Source organism: Pulveribacter sp. (assembly GCF_032079985.1).
In the GTDB taxonomy this organism is placed as follows: Bacteria; Pseudomonadota; Gammaproteobacteria; order Burkholderiales; family Burkholderiaceae_C; genus Melaminivora.
The window spans coordinates 920,878-943,142 of the sequence record NZ_DAMATK010000002.1 but is presented as its reverse complement, the minus strand read 5'-3'; the positions used below and the strand labels follow the sequence as shown (position 1 = coordinate 943,142).

General features: G+C 68.6%; 21 protein-coding genes. 12 read left to right on the top strand and 9 right to left on the bottom strand.

The features are described from left to right. Positions 1–101: 101 nt before the first annotated feature. The 8 genes from RT282_RS10710 to RT282_RS10675 all read right to left on the bottom strand — a co-directional run bounded on the left by RT282_RS10710 (position 102) and on the right by RT282_RS10675 (position 7,405). Positions 102–1,217 (bottom strand): S-(hydroxymethyl)glutathione dehydrogenase/class III alcohol dehydrogenase, encoded by a 1,116-nt coding sequence (locus tag RT282_RS10710; RefSeq protein WP_313313830.1) that lies wholly within the window; start codon positions 1,215–1,217, stop codon positions 102–104. Positions 1,218–1,368: 151 nt separating this feature from the next. Beyond that, the gene (locus tag RT282_RS10705; protein WP_312302677.1) at positions 1,369–2,679 is read right to left on the bottom strand and encodes a citrate synthase; all 1,311 of its coding nucleotides are present in this window, start codon (positions 2,677–2,679) and stop codon (positions 1,369–1,371) included. A 104-nt stretch (positions 2,680–2,783) separates the two neighbouring features. Continuing rightward, a complete protein-coding gene (locus RT282_RS10700; protein ID WP_313313827.1) occupies positions 2,784–3,068 on the bottom strand; it encodes a succinate dehydrogenase assembly factor 2 in 285 nt (94 codons plus the stop codon). A 13-nt stretch (positions 3,069–3,081) separates the two neighbouring features. Beyond that, positions 3,082–3,786 carry a succinate dehydrogenase iron-sulfur subunit gene (locus RT282_RS10695; protein WP_312302671.1) on the bottom strand — a complete coding sequence of 235 codons (705 nt, stop codon included), beginning with the start codon at positions 3,784–3,786 and terminating at the stop codon, positions 3,082–3,084. A 32-nt stretch (positions 3,787–3,818) separates the two neighbouring features. Beyond that, positions 3,819–5,624 (bottom strand): succinate dehydrogenase flavoprotein subunit, encoded by a 1,806-nt coding sequence (sdhA, locus tag RT282_RS10690; RefSeq protein ID WP_312758636.1) that lies wholly within the window; start codon positions 5,622–5,624, stop codon positions 3,819–3,821. A gap of 22 nt (positions 5,625–5,646) precedes the next feature. Further along, complete coding sequence (sdhD, locus tag RT282_RS10685) at positions 5,647–6,012, bottom strand: succinate dehydrogenase, hydrophobic membrane anchor protein (RefSeq protein WP_312302663.1); 366 nt, start codon at positions 6,010–6,012, stop codon at positions 5,647–5,649. A 53-nt stretch (positions 6,013–6,065) separates the two neighbouring features. Next, on the bottom strand, positions 6,066–6,500 hold the full coding sequence (gene sdhC / locus RT282_RS10680) for a succinate dehydrogenase, cytochrome b556 subunit (protein WP_312302660.1): 435 nt from the start codon (positions 6,498–6,500) through the stop codon (positions 6,066–6,068). A 125-nt stretch (positions 6,501–6,625) separates the two neighbouring features. Then, entirely contained in the window at positions 6,626–7,405 is a 780-nt protein-coding gene (locus RT282_RS10675; protein ID WP_312302657.1) for a GntR family transcriptional regulator, read from the bottom strand. Between the two features lie 235 nt (positions 7,406–7,640). On the opposite strand from RT282_RS10675, the gene RT282_RS10670 reads away from it, so the two are divergent. From RT282_RS10670 to acnB, 5 genes are all read left to right on the top strand, one after another. Beyond that, positions 7,641–8,627: a malate dehydrogenase gene (locus RT282_RS10670; RefSeq protein ID WP_312758634.1), complete on the top strand. Its 987-nt coding sequence runs from the start codon at positions 7,641–7,643 to the stop codon at positions 8,625–8,627. Positions 8,628–8,652: 25 nt separating this feature from the next. After that, positions 8,653–9,447 carry a trans-aconitate 2-methyltransferase gene (gene tam / locus RT282_RS10665; protein WP_313313823.1) on the top strand — a complete coding sequence of 265 codons (795 nt, stop codon included), beginning with the start codon at positions 8,653–8,655 and terminating at the stop codon, positions 9,445–9,447. Further along, positions 9,444–10,466, top strand: a complete 1,023-nt coding sequence (locus RT282_RS10660; protein WP_313313821.1) for an aldolase/citrate lyase family protein — start codon at positions 9,444–9,446, stop codon at positions 10,464–10,466. Before tam ends, RT282_RS10660 begins: the two co-directional genes overlap by 4 nt. Before the next feature lie 44 nt (positions 10,467–10,510). Further along, the gene (locus RT282_RS10655; RefSeq protein WP_313313817.1) at positions 10,511–11,143 is read left to right on the top strand and encodes a hypothetical protein; all 633 of its coding nucleotides are present in this window, start codon (positions 10,511–10,513) and stop codon (positions 11,141–11,143) included. Between the two features lie 141 nt (positions 11,144–11,284). Next, complete coding sequence (acnB, locus tag RT282_RS10650; protein WP_313082366.1) at positions 11,285–13,891, top strand: bifunctional aconitate hydratase 2/2-methylisocitrate dehydratase; 2,607 nt, start codon at positions 11,285–11,287, stop codon at positions 13,889–13,891. A gap of 142 nt (positions 13,892–14,033) precedes the next feature. Here the strand turns inward: acnB and RT282_RS10645 are convergent, their stop codons facing one another. Further along, complete coding sequence (locus tag RT282_RS10645) at positions 14,034–14,885, bottom strand: helix-turn-helix transcriptional regulator (protein WP_313313816.1); 852 nt, start codon at positions 14,883–14,885, stop codon at positions 14,034–14,036. A gap of 139 nt (positions 14,886–15,024) precedes the next feature. On the opposite strand from RT282_RS10645, the gene RT282_RS10640 reads away from it, so the two are divergent. The 7 genes from RT282_RS10640 to RT282_RS10610 all read left to right on the top strand — a co-directional run bounded on the left by RT282_RS10640 (position 15,025) and on the right by RT282_RS10610 (position 22,239). Then, on the top strand, positions 15,025–15,444 hold the full coding sequence (locus RT282_RS10640) for a hypothetical protein (protein WP_313313814.1): 420 nt from the start codon (positions 15,025–15,027) through the stop codon (positions 15,442–15,444). A 110-nt stretch (positions 15,445–15,554) separates the two neighbouring features. Further along, positions 15,555–16,028 carry a 2Fe-2S iron-sulfur cluster-binding protein gene (locus RT282_RS10635; RefSeq protein WP_312307371.1) on the top strand — a complete coding sequence of 158 codons (474 nt, stop codon included), beginning with the start codon at positions 15,555–15,557 and terminating at the stop codon, positions 16,026–16,028. Between the two features lie 26 nt (positions 16,029–16,054). Next, positions 16,055–18,427: a xanthine dehydrogenase family protein molybdopterin-binding subunit gene (locus RT282_RS10630; protein WP_313313811.1), complete on the top strand. Its 2,373-nt coding sequence runs from the start codon at positions 16,055–16,057 to the stop codon at positions 18,425–18,427. Positions 18,428–18,451: 24 nt separating this feature from the next. After that, positions 18,452–19,252 (top strand): xanthine dehydrogenase family protein subunit M, encoded by an 801-nt coding sequence (locus RT282_RS10625; protein WP_313313808.1) that lies wholly within the window; start codon positions 18,452–18,454, stop codon positions 19,250–19,252. 220 nt (positions 19,253–19,472) lie between these two features. Next, positions 19,473–20,411, top strand: a complete 939-nt coding sequence (locus RT282_RS10620; RefSeq protein WP_312306665.1) for a MoxR family ATPase — start codon at positions 19,473–19,475, stop codon at positions 20,409–20,411. A 16-nt stretch (positions 20,412–20,427) separates the two neighbouring features. After that, the gene (locus RT282_RS10615; RefSeq protein ID WP_313313805.1) at positions 20,428–21,651 is read left to right on the top strand and encodes a VWA domain-containing protein; all 1,224 of its coding nucleotides are present in this window, start codon (positions 20,428–20,430) and stop codon (positions 21,649–21,651) included. Between the two features lie 24 nt (positions 21,652–21,675). Further along, positions 21,676–22,239, top strand: coding sequence for a carbon monoxide dehydrogenase subunit G (locus RT282_RS10610; protein ID WP_313313803.1), 564 nt, complete (start codon positions 21,676–21,678; stop codon positions 22,237–22,239). The last annotated feature ends 26 nt before the right edge of the window (positions 22,240–22,265 follow it).

Sequence of the window (22,265 nt, the reverse complement as noted above, 5' to 3'; positions counted from 1 at the left end):
TTTTTCATAGCTGCTCGCGCTTGCTGTACCTTGGTTTCAATATAAAAACCTATTGAATACAAGGGTGGATAAGCAGTGGCAGCTCCTGTTTTGATAGTGACTCAGTCGACGTAGTGCACCACCGAGCGGATGGATTCGCCCTTGTGCATCAGGTCGAAGGCCTCGTTGATGCCGGTGAGGGGCATGGTGTGCGTGACGAAGGGCGCCAGCTGGATGCGCCCGGCCATGGCGTCCTCGACCATATCCGGCAGCTCGCTGCGGCCCTTGACGCCGCCGAACGCCGTGCCCAGCCACTTGCGCCCCGTGACGAGCTGGAAGGGCCGCGTGCTGATCTCCTGCCCGCTGCCGGCCACGCCGATGATCACGCTCTGGCCCCAGCCGCGGTGCGCGCACTCCAGCGCCGCGCGCATCACGTTGACGTTGCCGATGCACTCGAAGCTGTGGTCCACGCCCCAGCCGGTCATCTCCACGATGACCTGCTGGATGGGCTTGTCGTAGTCCTTGGGATTCACGCAGTCGGTGGCGCCGAAGGTGCGGGCCAGCTCGAACTTGGCCGGGTTGGTGTCGATGGCGATGATGCGCCCGGCGCCGGCTATTTTTGCGCCCTGCACCACGGCCAGGCCGATGCCGCCCAGGCCGAACACGGCCACGCTGTCGCCCGGCTGCACCTTGGCGGTGTTCTTCACGGCGCCCAGGCCGGTGGTCACGCCACAGCCCAGCAGGCAGACCTGCTCAGGGTTGGCGTCGGGGCTGACCTTGGCCAGCGAGACCTCGGCCACCACGGTGTACTCGGAGAACGTGGAGCAGCCCATGTAGTGGTAGATGGGCTGGCCGTTGTAGCTGAAGCGCGTGGTGCCGTCGGGCATCAGGCCCTTGCCCTGCGTGGCACGCACGGCCACGCACAGGTTGGTCTTGCCGCTCTTGCAAAACAGGCATTCGCCGCATTCGGCGGTGTACAGCGGGATGACGTGGTCGCCGGGTTTGAGGCTGGTCACGCCCTCGCCGCACTCCACCACGATGCCCGCGCCTTCGTGGCCCAGCACGGCGGGAAAGACCCCTTCCGGGTCGTCGCCGGAGAGGGTGAAGGCGTCGGTGTGGCACACGCCGGTGTGCGTGATGCGCACCAGCACCTCGCCGGCCTGGGGCGGTGCGACGTCGATCTCGACGATTTCAAGCGGTTGCCCGGCAGCAAAGGCGACGGCGGCGCGTGATTTCATGGGGGGCCTTTCGTTGTATGTAGGGGGATTGGAGGGAAAACCCGTGCGTCCGACTGTAGGCCACGGGCTGCGAAAACGAAAAAGCCCGCAGGCAATCCACCTGCGGGCCGGGGGGCAAGGGCCGGGGCCCTTGCAAAGCCGGTGCGTCCGGTCAGCGCTGCGTCAGGTCGGGCACGTCGCGGCGGGGCGAGCCCACGAACAGCTGGCGCGGACGGCCGATCTTGTACTCGGGGTCGCTGATCATCTCGTTGAGCTGCGCGATCCAGCCCACGGTGCGGGCCAGCGCGAAGATGCCGGTGAACAGGTTGACCGGGATGCCGATGGCGCGCTGCACGATGCCCGAGTAGAAGTCCACGTTCGGGTAGAGCTTGCGCTGCACGAAGTAGTCGTCCTCCAGGGCGATCTTCTCGACCTGCTTGGCCAGAGCGAACAGGGGGTCGTTCTCCAGGCCCAGCTCGGCCAGCACTTCGTTGCAGGTTTCCTGCATCAGCTTGGCGCGCGGGTCGTAGTTCTTGTACACGCGGTGGCCGAAGCCCATCAGCTTGACGCCGCTGTTCTTGTCCTTAACCTGCTCCATGAACTCGCCCACCTTGGCCACGCCGCCGTTGGCCTGGATGTGCTCCAGCATGTTCAGGCAGGCCTCGTTGGCGCCGCCGTGGGCGGGGCCCCACAGGCAGGCCACGCCGGCCGCGATCGCCGCGAACGGGTTGGTGCCCGAGCTGCCGCACAGGCGCACGGTGGAGGTGGAGGCGTTCTGCTCGTGGTCGGCGTGCAGGATGAAGATGCGGTCCATCGCGCGCTCGATCACCGGGTTGACCTTGTAGGTCTCGCACGGCGTGCCGAACATCATGCGCAGGAAGTTGCCCGCGTAGGACAGGTCGTTGCGCGGATACATGTACGGTTCGCCCTTGCCGTACTTGTAGGCCATGGCCACCAGCGTGGGCATCTTGGAGATCAGGCGGATGGCGGCGATCTCGCGGTGCTGCGGGTTGTTGATGTCGGTGCTGTCGTGGTAGAAGGCCGACATCGCGCCCACCAGGCCGGTCAGCACGGCCATGGGGTGCGCGTCACGGCGGAAGCCCCGCAGGAAGAACTGCATCTGCTCGTGCACCATGGTGTGCTTGGTCACCAGGCGGTGGAACTCGTCGCGCTGGGCCTCGCCCGGCAGCTCGCCGTTGAGCAGCAGGTAGCAGGTGTCCAGGTAGTCGCACTTGGTGGCCAGCTGCTCGATGGGGTAGCCGCGGTACAGCAGCTCGCCCTTGTCGCCGTCGATGTAGGTGATGGACGACTGGCACGACGCCGTGGACAGGAAGCCCGGGTCATAGGTGAACATGCCCGTTTGCGCGTACAGCTTGCGGATGTCCACCACATCCGGGCCGATGGAGCCCTGATAGACGGGGAGCTCCACGCTCGGGCTGCCGTTGCTGAACGAGAGCGTCGCCTTGTTGTCTGCGAGTTTCATTTCCAGTTTCCTTTTGGTGGTTGACCGTGGAGCCGCGCCAAGCGGGCATGCTGCCCGCCGCGGCCTGTGACATGGTGGTGGGTTGTGCAGGTGAGGGCGTGCGGTCAGGCGGAGCGCTCGCGCATCTGCGCGAGCACGGCCTTCACCTCGTCGGTGGCAATGTCGCCGGTCGGCTCGCTGCGGGCCATGAGCAGGTCCAGCAGATCGTTGTCTGACAGGTCCATCAACGCCGTCAGCGCCCGCGCCTGGCCCAGCGTGAGCCGGTCGCCGTGGCGGGCGAAAAAGCGCTCGATGAACAGGTCGTTCTCGACCAGGCCGCGCCGGCAGCGCCAGCGCAGCACCGCCGCTTCGCGCTCGCCGAGCAGGGCTGACGACTCTTCTTCTTGCATGGCGGCGAGGGGATCAGATGGCACGGCGTGCCATCAGTTCCTTGATCTTGCCGATGGCCCGCGTGGGATTGAGGTGCTTGGGGCACACGTCCACGCAGTTCATGATGGTGTAGCAGCGGAACAGGCGGTAGGGATCCTGCAGGTTGTCCAGGCGCTCCTCGGTAGCCTGGTCGCGGCTGTCGGCGATGAAGCGGTAGGCTTGCAGCAGGCCGGCCGGGCCGACGAACTTGTCCGGGTTCCACCAGAAGCTGGGGCAGCTGGTGGAGCAGCTGGCGCACAGGATGCACTCGTACAGGCCGTTGAGCTCCTCACGCTCCTCGGGCGACTGCAGCCGCTCCTTGAAGGGCGAGACCGGCTCGTCGTTTTGCAGGTACGGCTTGATGGAGTGGTACTGCTTGAAGAACTGCGTCATGTCCACGATCAGGTCGCGGATCACCGGCAGGCCGGGCAGGGGCTTGAGCACGATGTCGCCCGAGAGCGTCTTCATGTTGGTCAGGCAGGCCAGGCCGTTCTTGCCGTTGATGTTCATGGCGTCCGAGCCGCACACGCCTTCGCGGCAGGAGCGGCGGAACGACAGAGACGGGTCCTGCGCCTTGAGCTTGATCAGGGCGTCGAGCAGCATGCGCTCATGGCCGTCCAGCTCCACCTGCAGCGTCTGCATGTAGGGCTTGGCGTCCTTGTCCGGGTCGTAGCGGTAGATCTTGAAAGTGCGTTGCATGGTGTGTTCTCTCGTGGGCTGCGACGGCGGAATCAGAACGTGCGGACCTTGGGCGGGATGCTTTCCACGCTCAGAGGCTTCATGTTGACCGGCTTGTAGGTCAGGCTGTTGCCCGCGCTGTGCCACAGCGTGTGCTTGAGCCAGTCGCGGTCGTTGCGCCCCAGGGGGAAGTCGGGGTGGTCGGCCGGGTGCTCGTAGTCGTCCACCGTGTGGGCGCCGCGGCATTCGTGGCGGGCGGCGGCGGAAGTCATCGTCGCCTGGGCGGCCTCGATCAGGTTGTCCACCTCCAGGGCTTCCATGCGGGCAGTGTTCCAGACCTTGGACTTGTCCTTCAGGCCGATGGCGGCCACGCGCTCGCGGATGGCGTTGATCTTGACCACGCCTTCGTCCATGCTCTTTTGTGTGCGGAACACGCCGGCGTGCTGCTGCATGGTCTGGCGGATCTCATTGGCGATGTCCTGCGCGTAGACCCCTTCCTTGGAATCGTCCAGCTGGTTCAGGCGCGCCAGCGTGCGGTCGGATGCATCGGCCGGGACCGGCTGATGCTCGCCATGGCCGCTGACGAACTGCACCAGGTGCTTGCCGGCGGACTTGCCGAACACCAGCAGGTCCAGCAGCGAGTTGGTGCCCAGGCGGTTGGCGCCGTGCACCGACACGGCGGCGCATTCGCCCACGGCGTACAGGCCGTTCACCACGTTGTTCTTCTCGCCGTCCCAGGTCACGACCTGGCCGTGGATGTTGGTCGGGATGCCGCCCATCTGGTAGTGGATGGTGGGCACCACGGGAATAGGCTCCTTGGTGATGTCCACGTTGGCGAAGTTGTGGCCGATCTCTTCCACCGAGGGCAGGCGCTTGCGGATGGTGTCGGCGCCCAGGTGGTCCAGCTTCATCAGGATGTAATCCTTGTTGGGACCGCAGCCACGGCCTTCCTTGATTTCCTGATCCATGGAGCGGGACACGAAGTCGCGCGGCGCCAGATCCTTCAAGGTGGGGGCATAGCGCTCCATGAAGCGCTCGCCTTCGCTGTTGAGCAAAATAGCGCCCTCGCCGCGGCAGCCCTCGGTCAGCAGCACGCCCGCGCCGGCCACGCCGGTGGGGTGGAACTGCCAGAACTCCAGGTCCTGCAACGGGATGCCGGCGCGCGCGGCCATGCCGAGGCCGTCGCCGGTGTTGATGAAGGCGTTGGTGGAGGCCGCGAAAATGCGGCCCGCGCCGCCGGTAGCCAGCAGCACGGCCTTGGCGTGCAGCTCGTACAGGTCGCCGGTTTCCAGTTCGATGGCTGTCACGCCGACCACGTCGCCCTGGCTGTTGCGGATCAGGTCCAGTGCCATCCACTCCACGAAGAAGTTGGTGCGCGAAGCCACGTTCTGCTGGTACAGCGTGTGCAGCATGGCGTGGCCGGTGCGGTCGGCCGCGGCGCAGGCACGCTGCACGGGCTTCTCGCCGTAGTTGGCGGTATGGCCGCCGAAGGGACGCTGGTAGATGGTGCCGTCGGGGTTGCGGTCGAACGGCATGCCGAAGTGCTCCAGCTCGATCACCACGTTGGGCGCCTCGCGGCACATGAATTCCACGGCGTCCTGGTCGCTCAGCCAGTCGCCACCCTTGATGGTGTCGTAGAAGTGGTAGTGCCAGTTGTCCTCGCTCATGTTGCCCAGCGACGCAGAGACGCCGCCCTGCGCAGCCACGGTGTGCGAGCGGGTGGGAAAGACCTTGGAGAGGCAGGCCACGTTCAGGCCGGCGCGCGACAGCTCCAGCGAGGCGCGCATGCCGGAGCCGCCGGCTCCCACGATGACGACGTCAAACTTGCGCTTGGTGATGTTGGCTTTGGAGTAGCTCATTGTTTTCTTTCTTTCCAGGGGATCACAGACGCCACAGCACTTGCGCGCCCCAGCCGGCGCAGGCCACCAGCCAGGCAGCGGTCAGCACATGAAGCGTGACGCGGATGCCGGCGGGCTTGACGTAGTCCATCCAGACGTTGCGCACGCCCACCCAGGCGTGCCAGGCGAGCGAGACGATGACCGCGAAGGTCAGCACTTTCATCCACTGGCGGCTGAAGATGCCGGCCCAGGTGTCGTAGCCAATGGGCCCGTGAGAGAAGATCACCTGCGCCAGCAGCGCCAGCGTGAACAGGGTGATGATGACAGCGGTGGCGCGCTGCACGATCCAGTCGCGCACGCCGTAGTGGGCACCGACGACGTTGCGCTTGGAGCCATAGGTCACAGCCATGGGGTTTCCTCGTTGTTCTTCAAAAAAGGGGTTGCAGGTGGCGCGTCGGCCGCTCAGTACAGGCCGAAGAGCTTGGCGCCCAGCACCAGGGTCAGGGCAATGCTCACGACCAGCGTGAAGGCGGCCGACTGGCGGCCGAAGTCCTTGTTCACCGCCGAGTGGCTGACGTCCATCCACACGTGGCGCAGGCCGGCGATCAGGTGGTGCAGGTAGGCCCAGATGAGGGCCAGCGCCACCAGCTTGACGAGCCAGCCGGGCACGAAGCCCACGCCCGCCGCGAACGCCGAAGTGAAGCGCGCGAAAGAGAATTCCGAGGACACCGACGTGTCGAACATCCAGATCACGAACGGCAGCAGGATGAACATGATCATGCCGCTGATGCGGTGCAGGATGGACACCAGCGCCGCCAGCGGCATGCGGTACGTGCGCACGTCGTGGAAGATGTTGATGTTGCGGAATTCGGGACGCTTCTTGGCAAGCTCTGTCATGGCGGGTGCTTTCGTGGATGTAACTGCTTTGTAATCGGGCGCAGGCGGACAGCCCAAAATTCTATTGCAATGCTGCAGCCCCGGGCTGCGGCGACTGCGTACGCAATGCCGCAAATGCGGGTGGATTAGCTCAGCTCGTTGTGATAGTGATGGGTGTCGGTGCGATACAGGCCGCGCCGCAGCTCCATGGGAATGTCGTTGTAGGTGTAGGCCAGCCGCTCCACGCTCAGCAGCGGTGTGGATGTGTCTACCGCCAGCCATTGCGCCTGCGCTGGGTCGGGCAGCACGGCGCGTAGTTTTTCTTCGGCGCGCACCATGCGCACGCCGAAATCAAGCTCGAACATGGCGTAGGTGGGGCCTTGGTAGCCAGCCATCTGTTCGGCCGTGAGGCCCTTGAAGGCCTGGCCGGGCAGCCAGATGTCTTCCAGGATGGTCGGCACGCCGGAAAACGACAGTACGCGCCGGGCCTGCATCACCGCATCGCCCGTGCGCAACGCCAGGGCGCGCGCCACTTCGGCGCTGGCGCGCACGCGCCGGCATTCCACGACGGTGCGCTCGGCGGGGGCCTCTTCGCGCACGTCGCCGTTGTCGGGCTGCAGCTTGAGGAAGCGGTATTGCACCTGCCGCTCGGCATGGGTGGCCACGAAGGTGCCCTTGCCCTGCCGGCGCATGACCAGGTTCTCGGCGGCCAGCTCGTCGATGGCCTTTCTCACCGTGCCCTGGCTGACGCGAAAGCGCGCTGCCAGTTCGGTCTCGCTGGGAATCGCTTCGCCGGGCTTCCATTCGCCATGCTGCAGGCTGTGCAGGATCAGGCCCTTGATCTGCTGATACAGAGGGCTGAAGGCCGGTGTCAAGGTGACGCCCGCGGCAGGGGTGCCGTCGGCGGAGGGGGGGATGGAGGACATCGGTTGCGGCGGGGGCGGGGCGATCGTCGCGGGGGTGGGGGAAGGCTGGAAACGTGTCGTGCACCGCGGCGCGGACGGGGCATCATAATCTTATATAAGACATAAGACAAATTGACCGGGCGCCGGATTCGGCAGTAAAATCGCTGGCTGTTTGCGGGGCACGAGGCTGCTGATGACCGGCGCTGGTGCTGCCTTGCACCACACCCATCCCTGTCTGTCATCTGGAGTTTTTCCCATGAGCAAGAAACCCGTCCGCGTTGCAGTTACCGGTGCAGCCGGCCAGATCGGTTACGCCCTGCTGTTCCGTATCGCTTCCGGCGAAATGCTGGGCAAGGACCAGCCCGTCATCCTGCAACTGCTCGAGATTCCGGATGAGAAGGCCCAGAACGCGCTCAAGGGCGTGATCATGGAACTGGAAGACTGCGCCTTCCCCCTGCTGGCCGGCATCGAGGCCCACAGCGACCCCATGCAGGCCTTCAAGGACACCGACTACGCCCTGCTCGTCGGCGCCCGTCCGCGTGGCCCCGGCATGGAGCGCGCCGACCTGCTGGCCGCCAACGCCCAGATCTTCACGGCCCAGGGCAAGGCCCTGAACGCCGTGGCTTCGCGCAACGTCAAGGTGCTGGTGGTGGGCAACCCCGCCAACACCAACGCCTACATCGCCATGAAGTCGGCCCCTGACCTGCCGGCCAAGAACTTCACCGCCATGCTGCGCCTGGACCACAACCGCGCTGCCTCGCAGCTGGCCGCCAAGGCCGGCTTCAAGGTTGGCGACATCCGCAAGCTGACCGTGTGGGGCAACCATTCGCCCACGATGTACGCCGACTACCGCTTCGCCACCGTCGACGGCAAGTCCGTGAAGGACATGATCAACGACCAGGCCTGGAACAAGGACGTGTTCCTGCCCACCGTGGGCAAGCGCGGCGCCGCCATCATCGCCGCCCGCGGCCTGTCGTCGGCAGCATCCGCCGCCAACGCCGCCATCGACCACATGCGCGACTGGGCGCTGGGCACCCAGGGCGAGTGGGTCACCATGGGCGTGCCTTCCAATGGTGAATACGGCATCCCTGCCGGCATCGTCTTCGGCTTCCCCGTGACCACGGAAAACGGCGAATACAAGATCGTGGAAGGCCTGGAGATCGACGCCTTCTCGCAGGAGTGCATCGACAAGACCCTGGCCGAGCTGCAAGGCGAGCAGGACGGCGTCAAGCACCTGCTGTAAGCCAGCGCAACAGCAACAGCTGGCCATGCAGGACTGGAACCCGGCGCTGTATCTGCGCTTCGCCGATGAGCGCACGCGCCCCGCAGCCGAGTTGCTGGCGCGCGTGCCGCTGGCACAGGCCCGCCATGTGGTGGACCTGGGCTGCGGGCCGGGCAATTCCACCGAGCTGCTGGTGCAGCGCTTCGCGGGAGCGCAGGTGCATGGCGTAGACCATTCGCCCGGCATGCTGGATGCCGCCCGCCAGCGCCTGCCCGGCGCCACCTTCGCGCACGCCGACATCGCCAGCTGGAGCCCGCCCGCCGGGCAGCCTGCGTACGACCTGATCTACGCCAATGCCTCGCTGCAGTGGGTCGGCCAGCACCAGCAGTTGATTCCCAGGCTGTTTGCGGCCCTGGCGCCGGGAGGCGTGCTGGCCATCCAGATGCCGGACAACCTGCAAGAGCCCTCGCACCGCCTGATGCGCGAGGTGGCCGGCCTGCCCCAGTTCGCACCACACCTCGGCGATGCTGCCGGCGTGCGCGCCCCCATCCTGGCGCCGCAGGCCTACTACGACCTGCTGGCGGCGCCCGGCCTGCAGGTGGCAGCCATCGACGTCTGGCACACCGTGTATCAGCACGTCATGGAGTCGCCGGCCGCCATCACCCTGTGGCTGAGCGCGACCGGCCTCAAGCCGTTCGTGGAGGCACTGCCCGAGGCCCTGCGCCCGCAGTTCATCGCCGAATATGAGCGCCGCGTGGGCGCCGCCTACGGCCCGCGTGCCGACGGCAGGCGCCTGTTGGCCTTTCCTCGCCTGTTCATCGTCGCCCAGCGCCAGCCATGAATAAGAACGAAACCGCCGCCCACCCGGCTCAGGTCCTGCTGGGCGCGCAGGCCGCCGCGGGCAGCTTGCCAGTGTGCGACCACTACAGCGGCGTGGAGCCGCGCATGCGCAAGAGCCTGCAGCTGCAGCAGGACATGGCGCGCGAGTTCGGCCACTGCGTATTCGACGTGACGCTGGACTGCGAGGACGGCGCTCCCGTCGGCCAGGAGCGGGAGCACGCCGAGCTGGTGGCACGTCTGGCCCGTGAAGCCGCGCCCGGCACGCGCGTGGCCGCTCGCGTGCACACCGTGGACCACCCGGCGTTTGCCGCCGACATCGACATCATTGCCGGCCAGGCCGGCGACCGGCTGTGCCACGTCATGCTGCCCAAGGTGGAATCGGTGGACGACGTGCTGCGCGCCGAGCGGGCGCTGCAGGCCGCCGGCGCGACCAGCCTGCCGCTGCACGCGCTGATCGAGTCGCCCGCGGCCGTGCACCGGGCTTTCGAGATCGCCGCCCACCCGCGCATCCAGAGCCTGAGCTTCGGTCTGATGGACTTCGTCTCCGCGCACGGCGGAGCCATTCCTGCTGCCGGCATGTCCTCCCAGGGGCAGTTCGAGCACCCGCTGGTGGTGCGTGCCAAGCTGGAGATTGCCGCCGCCTGCCATGCCCACGGCAAGGTGCCTGCGCATTGCGTAGTCACCGAGTTCAGCGACATGGCCGCCATGCAGGCCGCCGCCGGCCGCGCCGCGCGCGAGTTCGGCTACACGCGCATGTGGAGCATCCACCCGGCGCAAATCCGTCCCATCCTCGCGGCCTTTGCGCCGCAGCAGCAAGAGGTGGATCGTGCCGCGCGCATCATCGCCGCTGCCGTCGCCGCCGACTGGGCCCCTATCGGGGACGAGGGCGTACTGCACGACCGCGCCAGCTACCGCTATTTTTGGCAGGTACTGGAGCGTGCGCACCACACCGGCCAGCCGCTACCCGACGCGGCCCGGGCCTGGTTTTCCAGGGCGGCGACAATGTCGGCCCCGCATTGATCGGCCGGATCGCCGCCTACCACCGTTTTGCCGCAGGAATCACCATGAAGACCCTGATCGCTTCCGCCCTCGTACTGCTGGCGCCCGCCTGGGCCTGGTCGCAGACCGCGGCCCCCGCCAAGCCCGCAGCGGCCAAGCCCGAGGCCAAGAAGGCCAGCGCGCCCAAGCCCGCCGCCGCCAAGCCTGCGGCCAAACCCGCCGCCAAGCCGGCCGCAAAGTCAGCCGCTGTGGCCAAGGCCGCACCGCCCAGCAGCCGCCAGCAGCTGCACAACGGTGCCAAGCAGGTGGCATCGGGGCTGGCCGCGGCCGAGGCTGCCCTCACACCCGAAGAACTGGCCATCGCCGAGCGCGTGCACACGGGCCGCATTCCCTGCGAACTGGGCGCCTTCGTGAACATCGAGGCCGACGCCCAGGCGCCGGGCCACTTCAACATCGAGGGCAAAGGCTTCAAGTACCGCATGACGCCCGTGGCCACCTCCACCGGCGCCGTGCGCCTGGAGGACGTGCGCGCCGGTGCCGTCTGGCTGCAGATCGCCAACAAGTCCATGCTCATGAACCAGAAGCTCGGCCAGCGTCTGGCCGACGAATGCATGAGCCCGCAGCAGTTCGACGTGGCCGAAGGCTTCAAGAAGAACCCACCGCCCAGCCTGATCGACACCCCCGCAGGCAGCCGCTGACCGGCCACCCATCCCGACCCTGACCGGGCAGCAGTCCCGGCTGGCGCGCCGCGCACAGCGGCGGCGCGCCAGCTTGGCTTGCGCCCGGTCACCCCCACCTTGAACGAAAACCCTGTCCACCATCCTCCGGAGAACGAAGACATGTTGAAAGCCTACCGCGACCACGTGGCAGAGCGCGCCGCACTGGGCATCCCCCCGCTGCCGCTCGACGCCAAGCAGACGGCCGAGCTGATCGAGCTGATCAAGAACCCGCAAAGCCCCGAAGCGCAGGGCGAGGACGCTTTCCTGCTCGACCTGCTGACGCACCGTGTGCCGCCAGGCGTGGACGACGCCGCCAAGGTCAAGGCCTCTTTCCTGGCTGCCGTGGCCCATGGCGATGTCAAGGTCGCCCTGATCTCGCGCGCCAAGGCCACCGAGCTGCTGGGCACCATGGTCGGCGGCTACAACGTGCACCCGCTGATCGAGCTGCTGGACGACGCCGAAGTGGCCGGCGTGGCGGCGGAGGCGCTGAAGAAGACGCTGCTGATGTTCGACTTCTTCAACGACGTGGCCGCCAAAGCCAAGGCCGGCAATGCCAAGGCCCGCGAGGTGATGCAAAGCTGGGCCGATGCCGAGTGGTTCACCAGCCGCCCCGAGGTCGAAAAGAAGATCACCGTCACCGTGTTCAAGGTGCCCGGCGAGACCAACACCGACGACCTGTCGCCCGCGCCCGACGCCTGGAGCCGTCCCGACATCCCGCTGCACTACCTGGCGATGCTGAAGAACACCCGCCCCGACGCGGCCTTCAAGCCCGAGGAAGACGGCAAGCGCGGCCCCATGCAGTTCATCGAGGACCTGAAGGCCAAGGGCCACCTGGTGGCCTATGTGGGCGACGTGGTGGGCACCGGCTCCAGCCGCAAGTCGGCCACCAACAGCGTGATCTGGGCCACCGGCCAGGACATTCCCTTCGTGCCGAACAAGCGCTTCGGTGGCGTCACGCTGGGCGGCAAGATCGCCCCGATCTTCTTCAACACGCAGGAAGACTCCGGCGCGCTGCCCATCGAAGTGGACGTGTCCAAGCTGGAAATGGGTGACGTCATCGACGTGCTGCCCTACGACGGCAAGATCGTCAAGAACGGCGAGACCGTGGCCGAGTTCGCGCTCAAGAGCGACGTGCTGCTGGACGAAGTGCGCGCCGGCGGTCGCATCAACCTGATCATCGGCCGCTCGCTCACGGCCAAGGCGCGCGAGGCCCTGGGCCTGCCCGCGTCGACCGCCTTCCGCCTGCCCCAGGCGCCTGCCGAATCCAAGGCCGGCTTCACCTTGGCGCAGAAGATGGTCGGCCGCGCCGTCGGCCTGCCGGAAGGCCAGGGGGTGCGCCCCGGCACCTACTGCGAGCCGCGCATGACCACCGTGGGCAGCCAGGACACCACCGGCCCCATGACGCGCGACGAGCTGAAGGACCTGGCCTGCCTGGGCTTCTCGGCCGACATGGTGATGCAGTCCTTCTGCCACACGGCCGCCTATCCCAAACCCGTGGACGTGAAGACGCACCGCGAGCTGCCCCAGTTCATCAGCAACCGCGGCGGCGTGGCCCTGCGCCCGGGCGACGGCGTGATCCACAGCTGGCTGAACCGCCTGCTGCTGCCCGACACCGTGGGCACGGGCGGTGACTCGCACACGCGTTTCCCCATCGGCATCAGCTTCCCCGCCGGCTCCGGTCTGGTGGCCTTCGGCGCCGCCACGGGCGTGATGCCGCTGGACATGCCCGAGTCCGTGCTGGTGCGCTTCAAGGGCGAAATGCAGCCCGGCGTGACGCTGCGCGACCTGGTGCACGCGATTCCGCTGTACGCCATCAAGGCCGGCCTGCTGACCGTGGCCAAGGCCGGCAAGAAGAACATCTTCTCGGGCAAGATCCTCGAGATCGAGGGCCTGCCGGACCTGAAGGTGGAGCAGGCCTTCGAGCTGTCCGACGCCTCGGCCGAGCGCTCGGCCGCCGGCTGCACGATCAAGCTCAACCCCGAGCCGGTCAAGGAGTACCTGACCTCCAACGTCGTGCTGATGAAGAACATGATCGCCGACGGCTATGAGGATGCGAAAACGCTGCAGCGCCGCATCGAGAAGGTCGAAGCCTGGCTGGCCAAGCCCGAGCTGCTCGAAGCCGATAAGGACGCCGAATACGCCGCCGTGATCGAGATCGACCTGGCGGACATCAAGGAGCCCATCGTCTGCTGCCCCAATGACCCGGACGACGCCAAGTTCCTGTCCGAAGTGGCCGGCACCCCGATCGACGAGGCCTTCATCGGCTCGTGCATGACCAATATCGGCCACTTCCGCGCAGCCGCCAAGCTGCTGGGCGGCCAGCGCGACATCCCCGTCAAGCTGTGGGTCGCGCCGCCCACCAAGATGGACCAGAGCGAGCTGATCAAGGAAGGCCACTACGCCGCTTTCGGCACGGCCGGCGCACGCACCGAAATGCCCGGCTGCTCGTTGTGCATGGGCAACCAGGCGCAGGTGCGCGAAGGCGCGACGGTGATCTCCACCTCGACCCGCAACTTCCCCAACCGCCTGGGCAAGAACACCAACGTGTTCCTGGGCTCGGCCGAGCTGGCCGCCATCGCCTCGCGCCTGGGCAAGCTGCCCACCAAGGAGGAGTACCTGGCCGAGATGGGCGTGATCGACGCCGACAAGGCCAGCGTCTACCGCTACATGAACTTCGACCAGATCGAGGAATACGCGGAAGTCGCCCGGGGCGTCGCCACGGCCTGATGGCCTGCTGACGCGCGCGGGCGCCAGGCGCCCGCCAAGGCACAACCCCGCCGGACGCGAGTTCGGCGGGGTTGTTCTTTTTTGCTGTTATTTCAATAGCTGTTCGCGCTTGATTGGCGGGCGCTGGAGGCGTTTTTGATGCCTATTGCTGCACGCGCTCGCACAGCCGCCGCAGCGCCTGCCGGGTGGCCTCGTCGGCGGGGAAGAAGGATTCGATGGCCAGCTCCTGCAGCGTCACGTCCACCGGCGTGCCGAACAGGGTCACGGTGCTGATCAGGTTCAGCAGCCCCTCATCGGTGCGCAGCTGCAGCGGCATGGCGATGGCCCCAGCCGCCAGCGCCGGTTCGCTGCGGCCCTGCCCGGCGTCCGCGAGCGCGAGCGGGTAGGCCGCGATCTCGTCGTGCAGCGCCTGCAGCTGCGCGTCGGCCGTGGCGGCGAACTGCTGCTGCAGCCGGTGCAGCAGGTGGCCGCGCCACTGCGCGGCATTGGCCACGCGCCGGCCCAGGCCCTGGGGGTGCAGGCTCAGGCGCAGCACGTTGACGGGCGGCTCCAGCAGATGGGGCGCCACGCCGGCCAGCAGCGGCGCCACGGCGGCGTTGGCCGCCACCAGGTGCCAGTGGCGGTCCACGGCCAGGGCCGGGTTGGGCTCATGGGCGTGCAGCACCTGCTCCACGGCCTGGCGCGCGGCGGCCAGGTCGGGGTGGTCGAGCGCGCGGGCGCGGTACAGCGGCGCGAAGCCGGCGGCCACCAGCAGCGCATTGCGCTCGCGCAGCGGCACGTCCAGCCGCTCGGCCAGGCGCAGCACCATCTCGCGGCTGGGCTGGGAGCGGCCGGTCTCCACATAGCTCAGGTGGCGCGTGGAGACATCGGCCTGCAGCGCCAGGTCCTGCTGGCTCAGGCGGCGGTGGCTGCGCCAGTGGCGCAGATGGGCGCCGAAAGGCGCCTGAGCGCCGGGCGGCGCGGGCGGGGGCGCGAGGGCAGGGCTGGCGGTCATGCGACGCATCCTAGGGTCCGGCCGGGCAGGGCGGCAATGACCTGCGGGGTTATCGACGGCGCGCACCCGCGCCCCAATCATGGGGGCCAGCCGCTGGCACAGGGCTGGCGGCATTGGCCTTGGCTACAGGAGTTTTTTCATGACCTCGTCCCTCTTCGCTTCTCCCCGTTTCCTGCCTCGCGTAATGGCGCTCGATGCCGCCTCCTGCGCCGCCACGGGCGCCCTGCAGCTGGCCGCCGCCGGGCCGCTGGCCGCGCTGACCGGCCTGCCGCAGGCCCTGCTCAGCGGCACGGGCGTGTTCTTGCTGGCCTATGCCCTGGTGGCGGCGTGGCTGGCACGCGGGCAGGGCGCGCACCGCACCCTGATCGGCCTGGTGGCGCTGGGCAACCTGGCCTGGGCGGTCGGCTGCGTGGCCCTTGCCACTGGCGGCTGGCTGGCGCTGACGCGCTGGGGCGTGGTCTGGCTGGCGCTGCAGGCCGTGGTGGTCGTGCTGCTGGCCGACCTGCAGTGGATGGGCCTGCGCGCCACGCGCGGCGCCGTGCGGCTGGCTGCGGCCTGACCCGGAAGGTCGTTGCCGAGGGTTTTACCTAGCTATGTTCGTGCGCTCCCTGTCTCAAGAATGCAACGCAAACCCCACCGTTTGCGACCAACGACAAGGAGAAACGTGCGATGAAGCTGGAGCTCAAGGTCAACGGACAGCCCGTCAGCGTGGACGTGCCGCCCAACATGCTGCTGGTGCAGCTGCTGCGCGAGCAGCTGCGCCTGACGGGTACGCACGTGGGCTGCGACACCGCCCAGTGCGGCGCCTGCACGGTGCTGGCCAACGGCCGCGCCATCAAGTCGTGCAACGCACTGGCGCTGCAGATGCAGGGCTGCGAGATCACCACCATTGAAGGCCTGGCCCAGGAGGACGGCACGCTGCACCCGGTGCAGGCGGCCTTCAAGGAGTGCCACGGCCTGCAGTGCGGCTTTTGCACGCCCGGCATGGTGCTGAGCACGGTGGACCTGCTGGAGCGCCACCCGCAGGCCGGCGAGGCCGAGATCCGCGAGCAGCTGGACGGCAACCTGTGCCGCTGCACCGGCTACCAGAACATCGTGCGCGCCGTGCAGACAGCGCAGCAGCAGCAAACCACCGCCGCCTGAAGGCGTGCGCCACCAGGAGCCACACCATGGGTGCCAGCGACTTTGCCAAGCTGCCGCATATCGGCGAATCCCTGAAGCGCAAGGAAGACGCGCGCTTTCTGACCGGCGTGGGCAACTACACCGACGACATCCTGCAGCCCCACCAGAAGGTGGCGGTGTTCGTGCGCTCGCCGCACGCGCACGCCGTCATCCGCAGCGTGGACACCGCCGCCGCCGCGGCCATGCCGGGCGTGGCGCGCGTCTTCACGGGCCGCGACCTGGAGGGAAAGATGGGCGGCCTGCCCTGCGGCTGGCTGATCAGCAACCCCGACGGCTCGCCCATGAAGGAGCCCCTGCACCCGGTGCTGGCCATCGACAAGGTGCGCTACGTGGGCGACCACGTGGCCATGGTGGTGGCCGACACGCTGCAGCAGGCCAAGGACGCCGCCGAGGCGGTGGAGGTGGACTATGAGGTGCTGGCCCCCGTCATCGACATGCGCCGTGCCAAGGACGGCCCTGCGCTGCACCAGGAGGCGCCGGACAACCACTGCTACAAGTGGACGCTGGGCGACAAGGGCGCGGTGGACGCCGCCTTTGCCGGCGCCGCGCACGTGACCAGGATCGACCTGGTGAACAACCGGCTGATCCCCAACGCCATCGAGCCGCGCGCGGCCAACGCCAGCTACAACCGCGCCACCGACGAGTACGTGCTCTACACCACCAGCCAGAACCCGCATGTGGCGCGCCTCCTGATGACGGCCTTCGTGCTGCAGCTGCCCGAGCACAAGGTGCGCGTCATCGCGCCGGACGTGGGCGGCGGCTTCGGCTCCAAGATCTTTCTGTACGCCGAAGAGGTGGCCCTGACCTGGGCCGCGCGCCAGCTGGGCTGCCCCGTGCGCTGGACGGCCGAGCGCAGCGAGGCCTTCTTGTCCGATGCGCACGGGCGCGACCACGTCACCCACGCTGAGATGGCGATGGATGCGAACGGCAAGTTCCTGGCCATGCGGGTGCACACCGACGCCAACCTGGGCGCCTACCTGTCCACCTTCGCTTCCTGTGTGCCCACCATCCTGTATGGCACGCTGCTGGCAGGGCAGTACACCGCGCCGCAGATCTACGTGGAGGTTGACGGCTGGTTCACCAGCACGGCGCCGGTCGATGCCTACCGCGGCGCCGGCCGGCCGGAGGCGACCTATGTGGTCGAACGCCTGGTCACCCGCTGCGCGTGGGAGCTGGGCCTGTCGCAGGACGAGATCCGCAAGCGCAACTTCATTACCGAGTTTCCCTACCAGACGCCGGTGGCGCTGCAGTACGACACCGGCGACTACCACGCCTGCATGGACAAGGCGCAGCAGCTGGCCGACGTGGCCGGCTTCGACGAGCGCAGGAAGGCCAGTGAGGCCAAGGGTTTGAGGCGCGGCATCGGCTACAGCAGCTACATCGAGGCCTGCGGCCTGGCGCCGTCCAACATCGCCGGGGCACTGGGGGCGCGCGCCGGCCTGTTCGAGGCTGGGGAAGTGCGTGTGCACCCCACCGGCAGCGTGACGGTGTTCACCGGCTCGCACAGCCACGGCCAGGGGCACGAGACCACCTTTGCCCAGCTGGTGGCCGCGCGCCTGGGGCTGGACCCGTCCCAGGTGGACATCGTGCACGGCGACACCGGCCGCGTCCCCTTCGGCATGGGCACCTACGGCAGCCGCTCGCTGTCGGTGGGCGGCACGGCCATCATGAAGGCGCTGGACAAGATCGAGGCGAAGGCCAAGAAGATCGCGGCGCACCTGATGGAAGCCGGCGAGGCGGACATCGAGTTCGCCAATGGCGAGTTCACGGTCAAGGGCACCGACAAGAAGGTGCCCTTCGCCCAGGTGGCGCTCACTGCCTACGTGCCGCACAACTACCCGCTGGACAAGCTCGAGCCCGGCCTGAACGAGACCGCCTTCTACGACCCCACCAACTTCACCTACCCGGCAGGCACCTACATCTGCGAGGTGGAGGTGGACCCGCAGACCGGCGTGGTGCGCGTGGACCGCTTCACGGCCGTGGACGACTTCGGCGTCATCGTCAACCCGATGATCGTCGAGGGCCAGGTGCACGGCGGGCTGGTGCAGGGCATCGGCCAGGCGCTCATGGAGCACGGCGTGTACGACCCGGAGTCCGGCCAGCTGCTCACCGGCAGCTACATGGACTACACCATGCCGCGTGCGTCCGACTTCCCGCAGTTCACGCTGGGCCACGTGTGCACGCCCTGCACGCACAACCCCATCGGCAGCAAGGGCTGCGGCGAGGCCGGGGCCATCGGCTCGCCGCCGGCCGTCATGAACGCCGTGCTGGATGCGCTCATGGACCTGGGCGTGCGCGACCTGGACATGCCCGCCACGCCGCACCGCGTCTGGCAGGCCATCCTGGCCGCCCAGGCCTGACCGACCGAACGGGAGAACGCACACATGTACGACTTCACCTATGAACGCCCGACCAGCCGCGACGCGGCGCAAAGCCTGGCCCGCGCCGGCGGACAGCTGCTGGCCGGCGGCCAGACCCTGCTGCCCTCCATGCGGCTGCGTCTGGCGGCGCCGGAGCAGGTCATCGACCTGGCCGGCGTGGCCGACCTGGCCGGCATCCGCCGCGAGGGCAACGCCGTGGCCATAGGCGCCATGACGCGCCACCACCAGGTGGCTGAAAGCGCGGACGTGCAATCGGCCATCCCCGCGCTGGCGCAGCTGGCCGCCGGCATCGGCGACCGCCAAGTGCGTGCGCGCGGCACGCTGGGCGGCTCGGTGGCCAACAACGACCCTGCCGCCGACTATCCCGCCGCCGTGCTGGGTTTGGGCGCCACGGTGCACACCACGCAGCGGCAGATCGCGGCCGACGACTTCTTCCAGGGCCTGTTCGCCACGGCGCTGGACGAAGGCGAGCTGATCACCGCCATCCATTTCCCCATCCCGCGGCGCGCCGCCTACGTCAAGTTCCGCCAGAGCGCCTCGCGCTTCGCGCTGGTCGGCGTGTTCGTGGCGCAGATGGACGATGGCAGCGTGCGCGTGGCCGTCACGGGCGGGGGCAACGGCGTGTTCCGCCACTCGGCGATGGAGCAGGCCCTGGCCGGCAGCTTCACGCCGCAGGCCATCGCTGGCGTGGCCACGGACGCGGCCCATATGTCCGGCGACCTGCACGGCAGCGCCGCCTACCGTGCCCATCTGGTCGGCGTGATGGCACAGCGCGCCGTGGAAAAAATGGTGACACCCCCCTGAGCGGCTACGCCGCCTTCCCCCCGCTCTCGCAGCGCGTTGCGCTGCGGGCAGGGGACGACGCAGGCGGACTGGCGAAGCCAGATCCGCGGCGTCCGCGGGCCTTGCGCGTGCCGGTTGCAAAGTTCAGCACCGATGGGTACGCACTGGATTTATAGTCTTTTTGGCCTCCAGCGCCCGCCCAACAAGCGCTGGCAGCTCTTTATTTGATAGCGTACTTTCCATGCCCACAGCTCCTGCAGCCGCCTCTCCCGGCTCTCTCGGCGCCACCGACTCCATCGACGGGCTGCTGGCGGCACTGCAGGGCGTGGGCTACTTTGCCGACCGGCGCCTGGCCACGGCGGTGTTCCTGGCGCTGCGCCTGGGCCGGCCGCTGCTGCTGGAGGGCGAGCCTGGCGTGGGCAAGACCGAGCTGGCCAAGGCGCTGGCGGCCGTGCTGGGCCGCGAGCTGCTGCGACTGCAGTGCTTTGACGGCATGGAGCAGCGCGAGGCCCTGTACGAGTGGAACTACACCGCCCAGCTGCTGCACCTGCGCGCGGCCGAGGGCACGGCCCCCACCGACGCGCTGGAGCAGGAGCTGTACCAGCCCCGCTACCTGGTGCGCCGCCCGCTGCTGCAGGCGCTGCAGGCGCCGGCGCCCGGCGCCGTGCTGCTGATCGACGAGGTGGACCGCGCCGACGAGCCCTTCGAGGCCTTCCTGCTCGAATATCTGGGCGAGTACCAGGTCAGCATCCCCGAGCTGGGCACGGTGCGCGCCGCCATGCCGCCCGTCACGTTGCTGACCAGCAACCGCACGCGCGACCTGAGCGAGGCCACACGCCGGCGCTGCCTGTACCACTGGCTGGACTACCCGGACCGCGAGCGCGAACTGGCCATCGTGCGGGCGCTGGTGCCGCACGCCCCGGAGGCGCTCAGCGCCCAGGTCACCGCCTTCGTGCAGCAGCTGCGCACGGGCCCGCAGGGCGCGCACTTCCAGCGCGCGCCGGGCATCGCCGAGACGGTGGAATGGGCGCGCGCCCTGGTGGCGCTGGACACCCTGGTGCTGGACCCGGAGATCGTCGTCGACACCGCCGGCATCCTGTTCAAGCAGCGTGACGATGTGGCCGCCCTGGATCCCGCCCTGGCCGGACAGGTGCTGCAGGCTGCAGGCCAGGGGATTTGAGCGCAGGGACGCGTGCATGCAGACAGCCGCATCAGGCCATCACGTGCCCCAGCTGGGCGACGCCCGGCGCGGCAAGCTGGCGGCCAACCTGGGCGCCTTCGGCCGCGCGCTGCGCCGTGCCGGCGTGCCGGTGGACGCCGCCCGCATGGCGCTGGCGCAACAGGCCCTAGCCCTGACCGGCCTAGCGCGGCGCGAAGACGTCGGCGCGGCGCTGGAGACGGTGCTGGTCAGCCGCGAACAGGACCGCGGCGTGTTCCGCGAGCTGTTCGACTCCTTCTTCCGCGACCCCCAGCTGGCGCACAAGCTGCTGGCCCAGATGCTGCCGCGCGCCGATGGCTGCGCCGCGCCGCTGCCCGAGCGCCCGCGCGTACGCGAGGCGCTGGCCCCGCCCAAGGCCCAGACACCGGCCGCGGCCCCGCAGGCCATGGATCTGGACGCTGCCATGAGCGCTAGCGCCCTGGCCCGCCTGAAAGCGGCCGACTTCAACCAGCTCAGCGCCAGCGAATACCAGCTGGTCGAGCGGCTGGTGCGCGACATCGCCCTGCCGCTGCCCACGGTGGCCGCGCGCCGCGTGCGCGCCGGCAGCCGCGGCGCGCGCGTGCACTGGCCGCGCAGCCTGCACGCGGCCGGGCGCAGCGGGGGCGAGCTGCTGGCCCTGGCGCGGCGCCAGCGCCGGCGCGAGTCGCTGCCGTTGCTGCTGCTGGTGGATGTGTCCGGCTCCATGGAGCGCTATGCGCGGCTGCTGCTGGCCTTTTTGCATGCCGCCACGCGGCAGGTCAGCCTGGGCGGGCGCCGGGTGCGGCTGCGCCGCGACGCGTTCGCCTTCGGCACCCATTTGACCGATCTGACCCCCGCCTTCGCCCAGGCCGACACCGACGCCATGCTGGCCCAGGCCGGCCGCAGCATCCGCGACTACGCCGGCGGCACCCGCCTGGGCGAATGCCTGGCCGAGCTGCGCACCCGGCACGCGCGGCGCCTGGTGGGCCGACGCACGCTGGTGCTGATCGTCAGCGACGGGCTGGACACGGGCGCGCCCGAGACGCTGGCGCAGGAGCTCGCCTGGCTCAAGCGCCACGCGCGGCGTATCCTGTGGCTCAACCCGCTGCTGCGCTTTGGCGGCTACGCGCCACTGGCGCAGGGCGCGCAGGCGCTGCACCGGGCCGCCGACGGCATGCTGGCCGTGCACGACGTCACGCGGCTGGAGCAGCTGGCCCGGGCCATCGCGGCGCTCGTCAGATAGACCGAGAAGAAAAGGAGACCCACCATGGACATGCAAGGCACACGCCAGCTCCCCGTCACCCAGCAGCAGGCCTGGGACGCGCTGAACGACCCGCAGGTGCTGCAGGCCTGCATCCCCGGCTGCGAGAGCATCGAGGCCACAGGCGAGGGCGCCTACGCGCTGGTCAACGCCATCAAGGTCGGCCCGGTGGCCGCGCGCTTCAAGGGCGCCATCGAGCTGGCGGACGTGCAGGCGCCCAGCAGCTACACCCTGCGTTTTGAAGGCAACGGCGGCGCCGCTGGCTTCGGCAAGGGCAGCGCCCAGGTGTCGCTGGCGCCGCAGGGCGAGGGCTGCGAGCTGGCCTACACCGTGCACGCCAGCGTGGGCGGCAAGATCGCGCAGGTCGGCCAGCGGCTGATCGACGGCGTGGCCAAGTCCATGGCCGAGAGTTTCTTCAAGCGCTTCGAGGAAGAAATGCAGCGCCGCCACGGCCCGGCCGAGGAGGAGGCGCCGGCTGAGCAGCCCGGCGCCCTGAAAAAGATGTGGGGCAAGCTGACCGGCGGCGGCAAGGATGGCGCGGCGCAGGACGGCGAGTCCGCCGCATCCTGAACGCCTGAAGGACGGGAAGAAAGGGC

Coding starts and splice junctions, on each gene's coding strand:
- RT282_RS10655 (WP_313313817.1), top strand. CDS start 10,511: ATGAAGACCCTGATCGCTTCCGCCCTCGTACTGCTGGCGCCCGCCTGG.
- RT282_RS10710 (WP_313313830.1), bottom strand. CDS start 1,217: ATGAAATCACGCGCCGCCGTCGCCTTTGCTGCCGGGCAACCGCTTGAA.
- RT282_RS10635 (WP_312307371.1), top strand. CDS start 15,555: ATGAAGCTGGAGCTCAAGGTCAACGGACAGCCCGTCAGCGTGGACGTG.
- RT282_RS10630 (WP_313313811.1), top strand. CDS start 16,055: ATGGGTGCCAGCGACTTTGCCAAGCTGCCGCATATCGGCGAATCCCTG.
- sdhD (WP_312302663.1), bottom strand. CDS start 6,012: ATGGCTGTGACCTATGGCTCCAAGCGCAACGTCGTCGGTGCCCACTAC.
- acnB (WP_313082366.1), top strand. CDS start 11,285: ATGTTGAAAGCCTACCGCGACCACGTGGCAGAGCGCGCCGCACTGGGC.
- RT282_RS10645 (WP_313313816.1), bottom strand. CDS start 14,885: ATGACCGCCAGCCCTGCCCTCGCGCCCCCGCCCGCGCCGCCCGGCGCT.
- RT282_RS10660 (WP_313313821.1), top strand. CDS start 9,444: ATGAATAAGAACGAAACCGCCGCCCACCCGGCTCAGGTCCTGCTGGGC.
- tam (WP_313313823.1), top strand. CDS start 8,653: ATGCAGGACTGGAACCCGGCGCTGTATCTGCGCTTCGCCGATGAGCGC.
- RT282_RS10670 (WP_312758634.1), top strand. CDS start 7,641: ATGAGCAAGAAACCCGTCCGCGTTGCAGTTACCGGTGCAGCCGGCCAG.
- RT282_RS10625 (WP_313313808.1), top strand. CDS start 18,452: ATGTACGACTTCACCTATGAACGCCCGACCAGCCGCGACGCGGCGCAA.
- RT282_RS10700 (WP_313313827.1), bottom strand. CDS start 3,068: ATGCAAGAAGAAGAGTCGTCAGCCCTGCTCGGCGAGCGCGAAGCGGCG.
- RT282_RS10640 (WP_313313814.1), top strand. CDS start 15,025: ATGACCTCGTCCCTCTTCGCTTCTCCCCGTTTCCTGCCTCGCGTAATG.
- RT282_RS10615 (WP_313313805.1), top strand. CDS start 20,428: ATGCAGACAGCCGCATCAGGCCATCACGTGCCCCAGCTGGGCGACGCC.
- sdhC (WP_312302660.1), bottom strand. CDS start 6,500: ATGACAGAGCTTGCCAAGAAGCGTCCCGAATTCCGCAACATCAACATC.
- RT282_RS10610 (WP_313313803.1), top strand. CDS start 21,676: ATGGACATGCAAGGCACACGCCAGCTCCCCGTCACCCAGCAGCAGGCC.
- sdhA (WP_312758636.1), bottom strand. CDS start 5,624: ATGAGCTACTCCAAAGCCAACATCACCAAGCGCAAGTTTGACGTCGTC.
- RT282_RS10675 (WP_312302657.1), bottom strand. CDS start 7,405: ATGTCCTCCATCCCCCCCTCCGCCGACGGCACCCCTGCCGCGGGCGTC.
- RT282_RS10695 (WP_312302671.1), bottom strand. CDS start 3,786: ATGCAACGCACTTTCAAGATCTACCGCTACGACCCGGACAAGGACGCC.
- RT282_RS10620 (WP_312306665.1), top strand. CDS start 19,473: ATGCCCACAGCTCCTGCAGCCGCCTCTCCCGGCTCTCTCGGCGCCACC.
- RT282_RS10705 (WP_312302677.1), bottom strand. CDS start 2,679: ATGAAACTCGCAGACAACAAGGCGACGCTCTCGTTCAGCAACGGCAGC.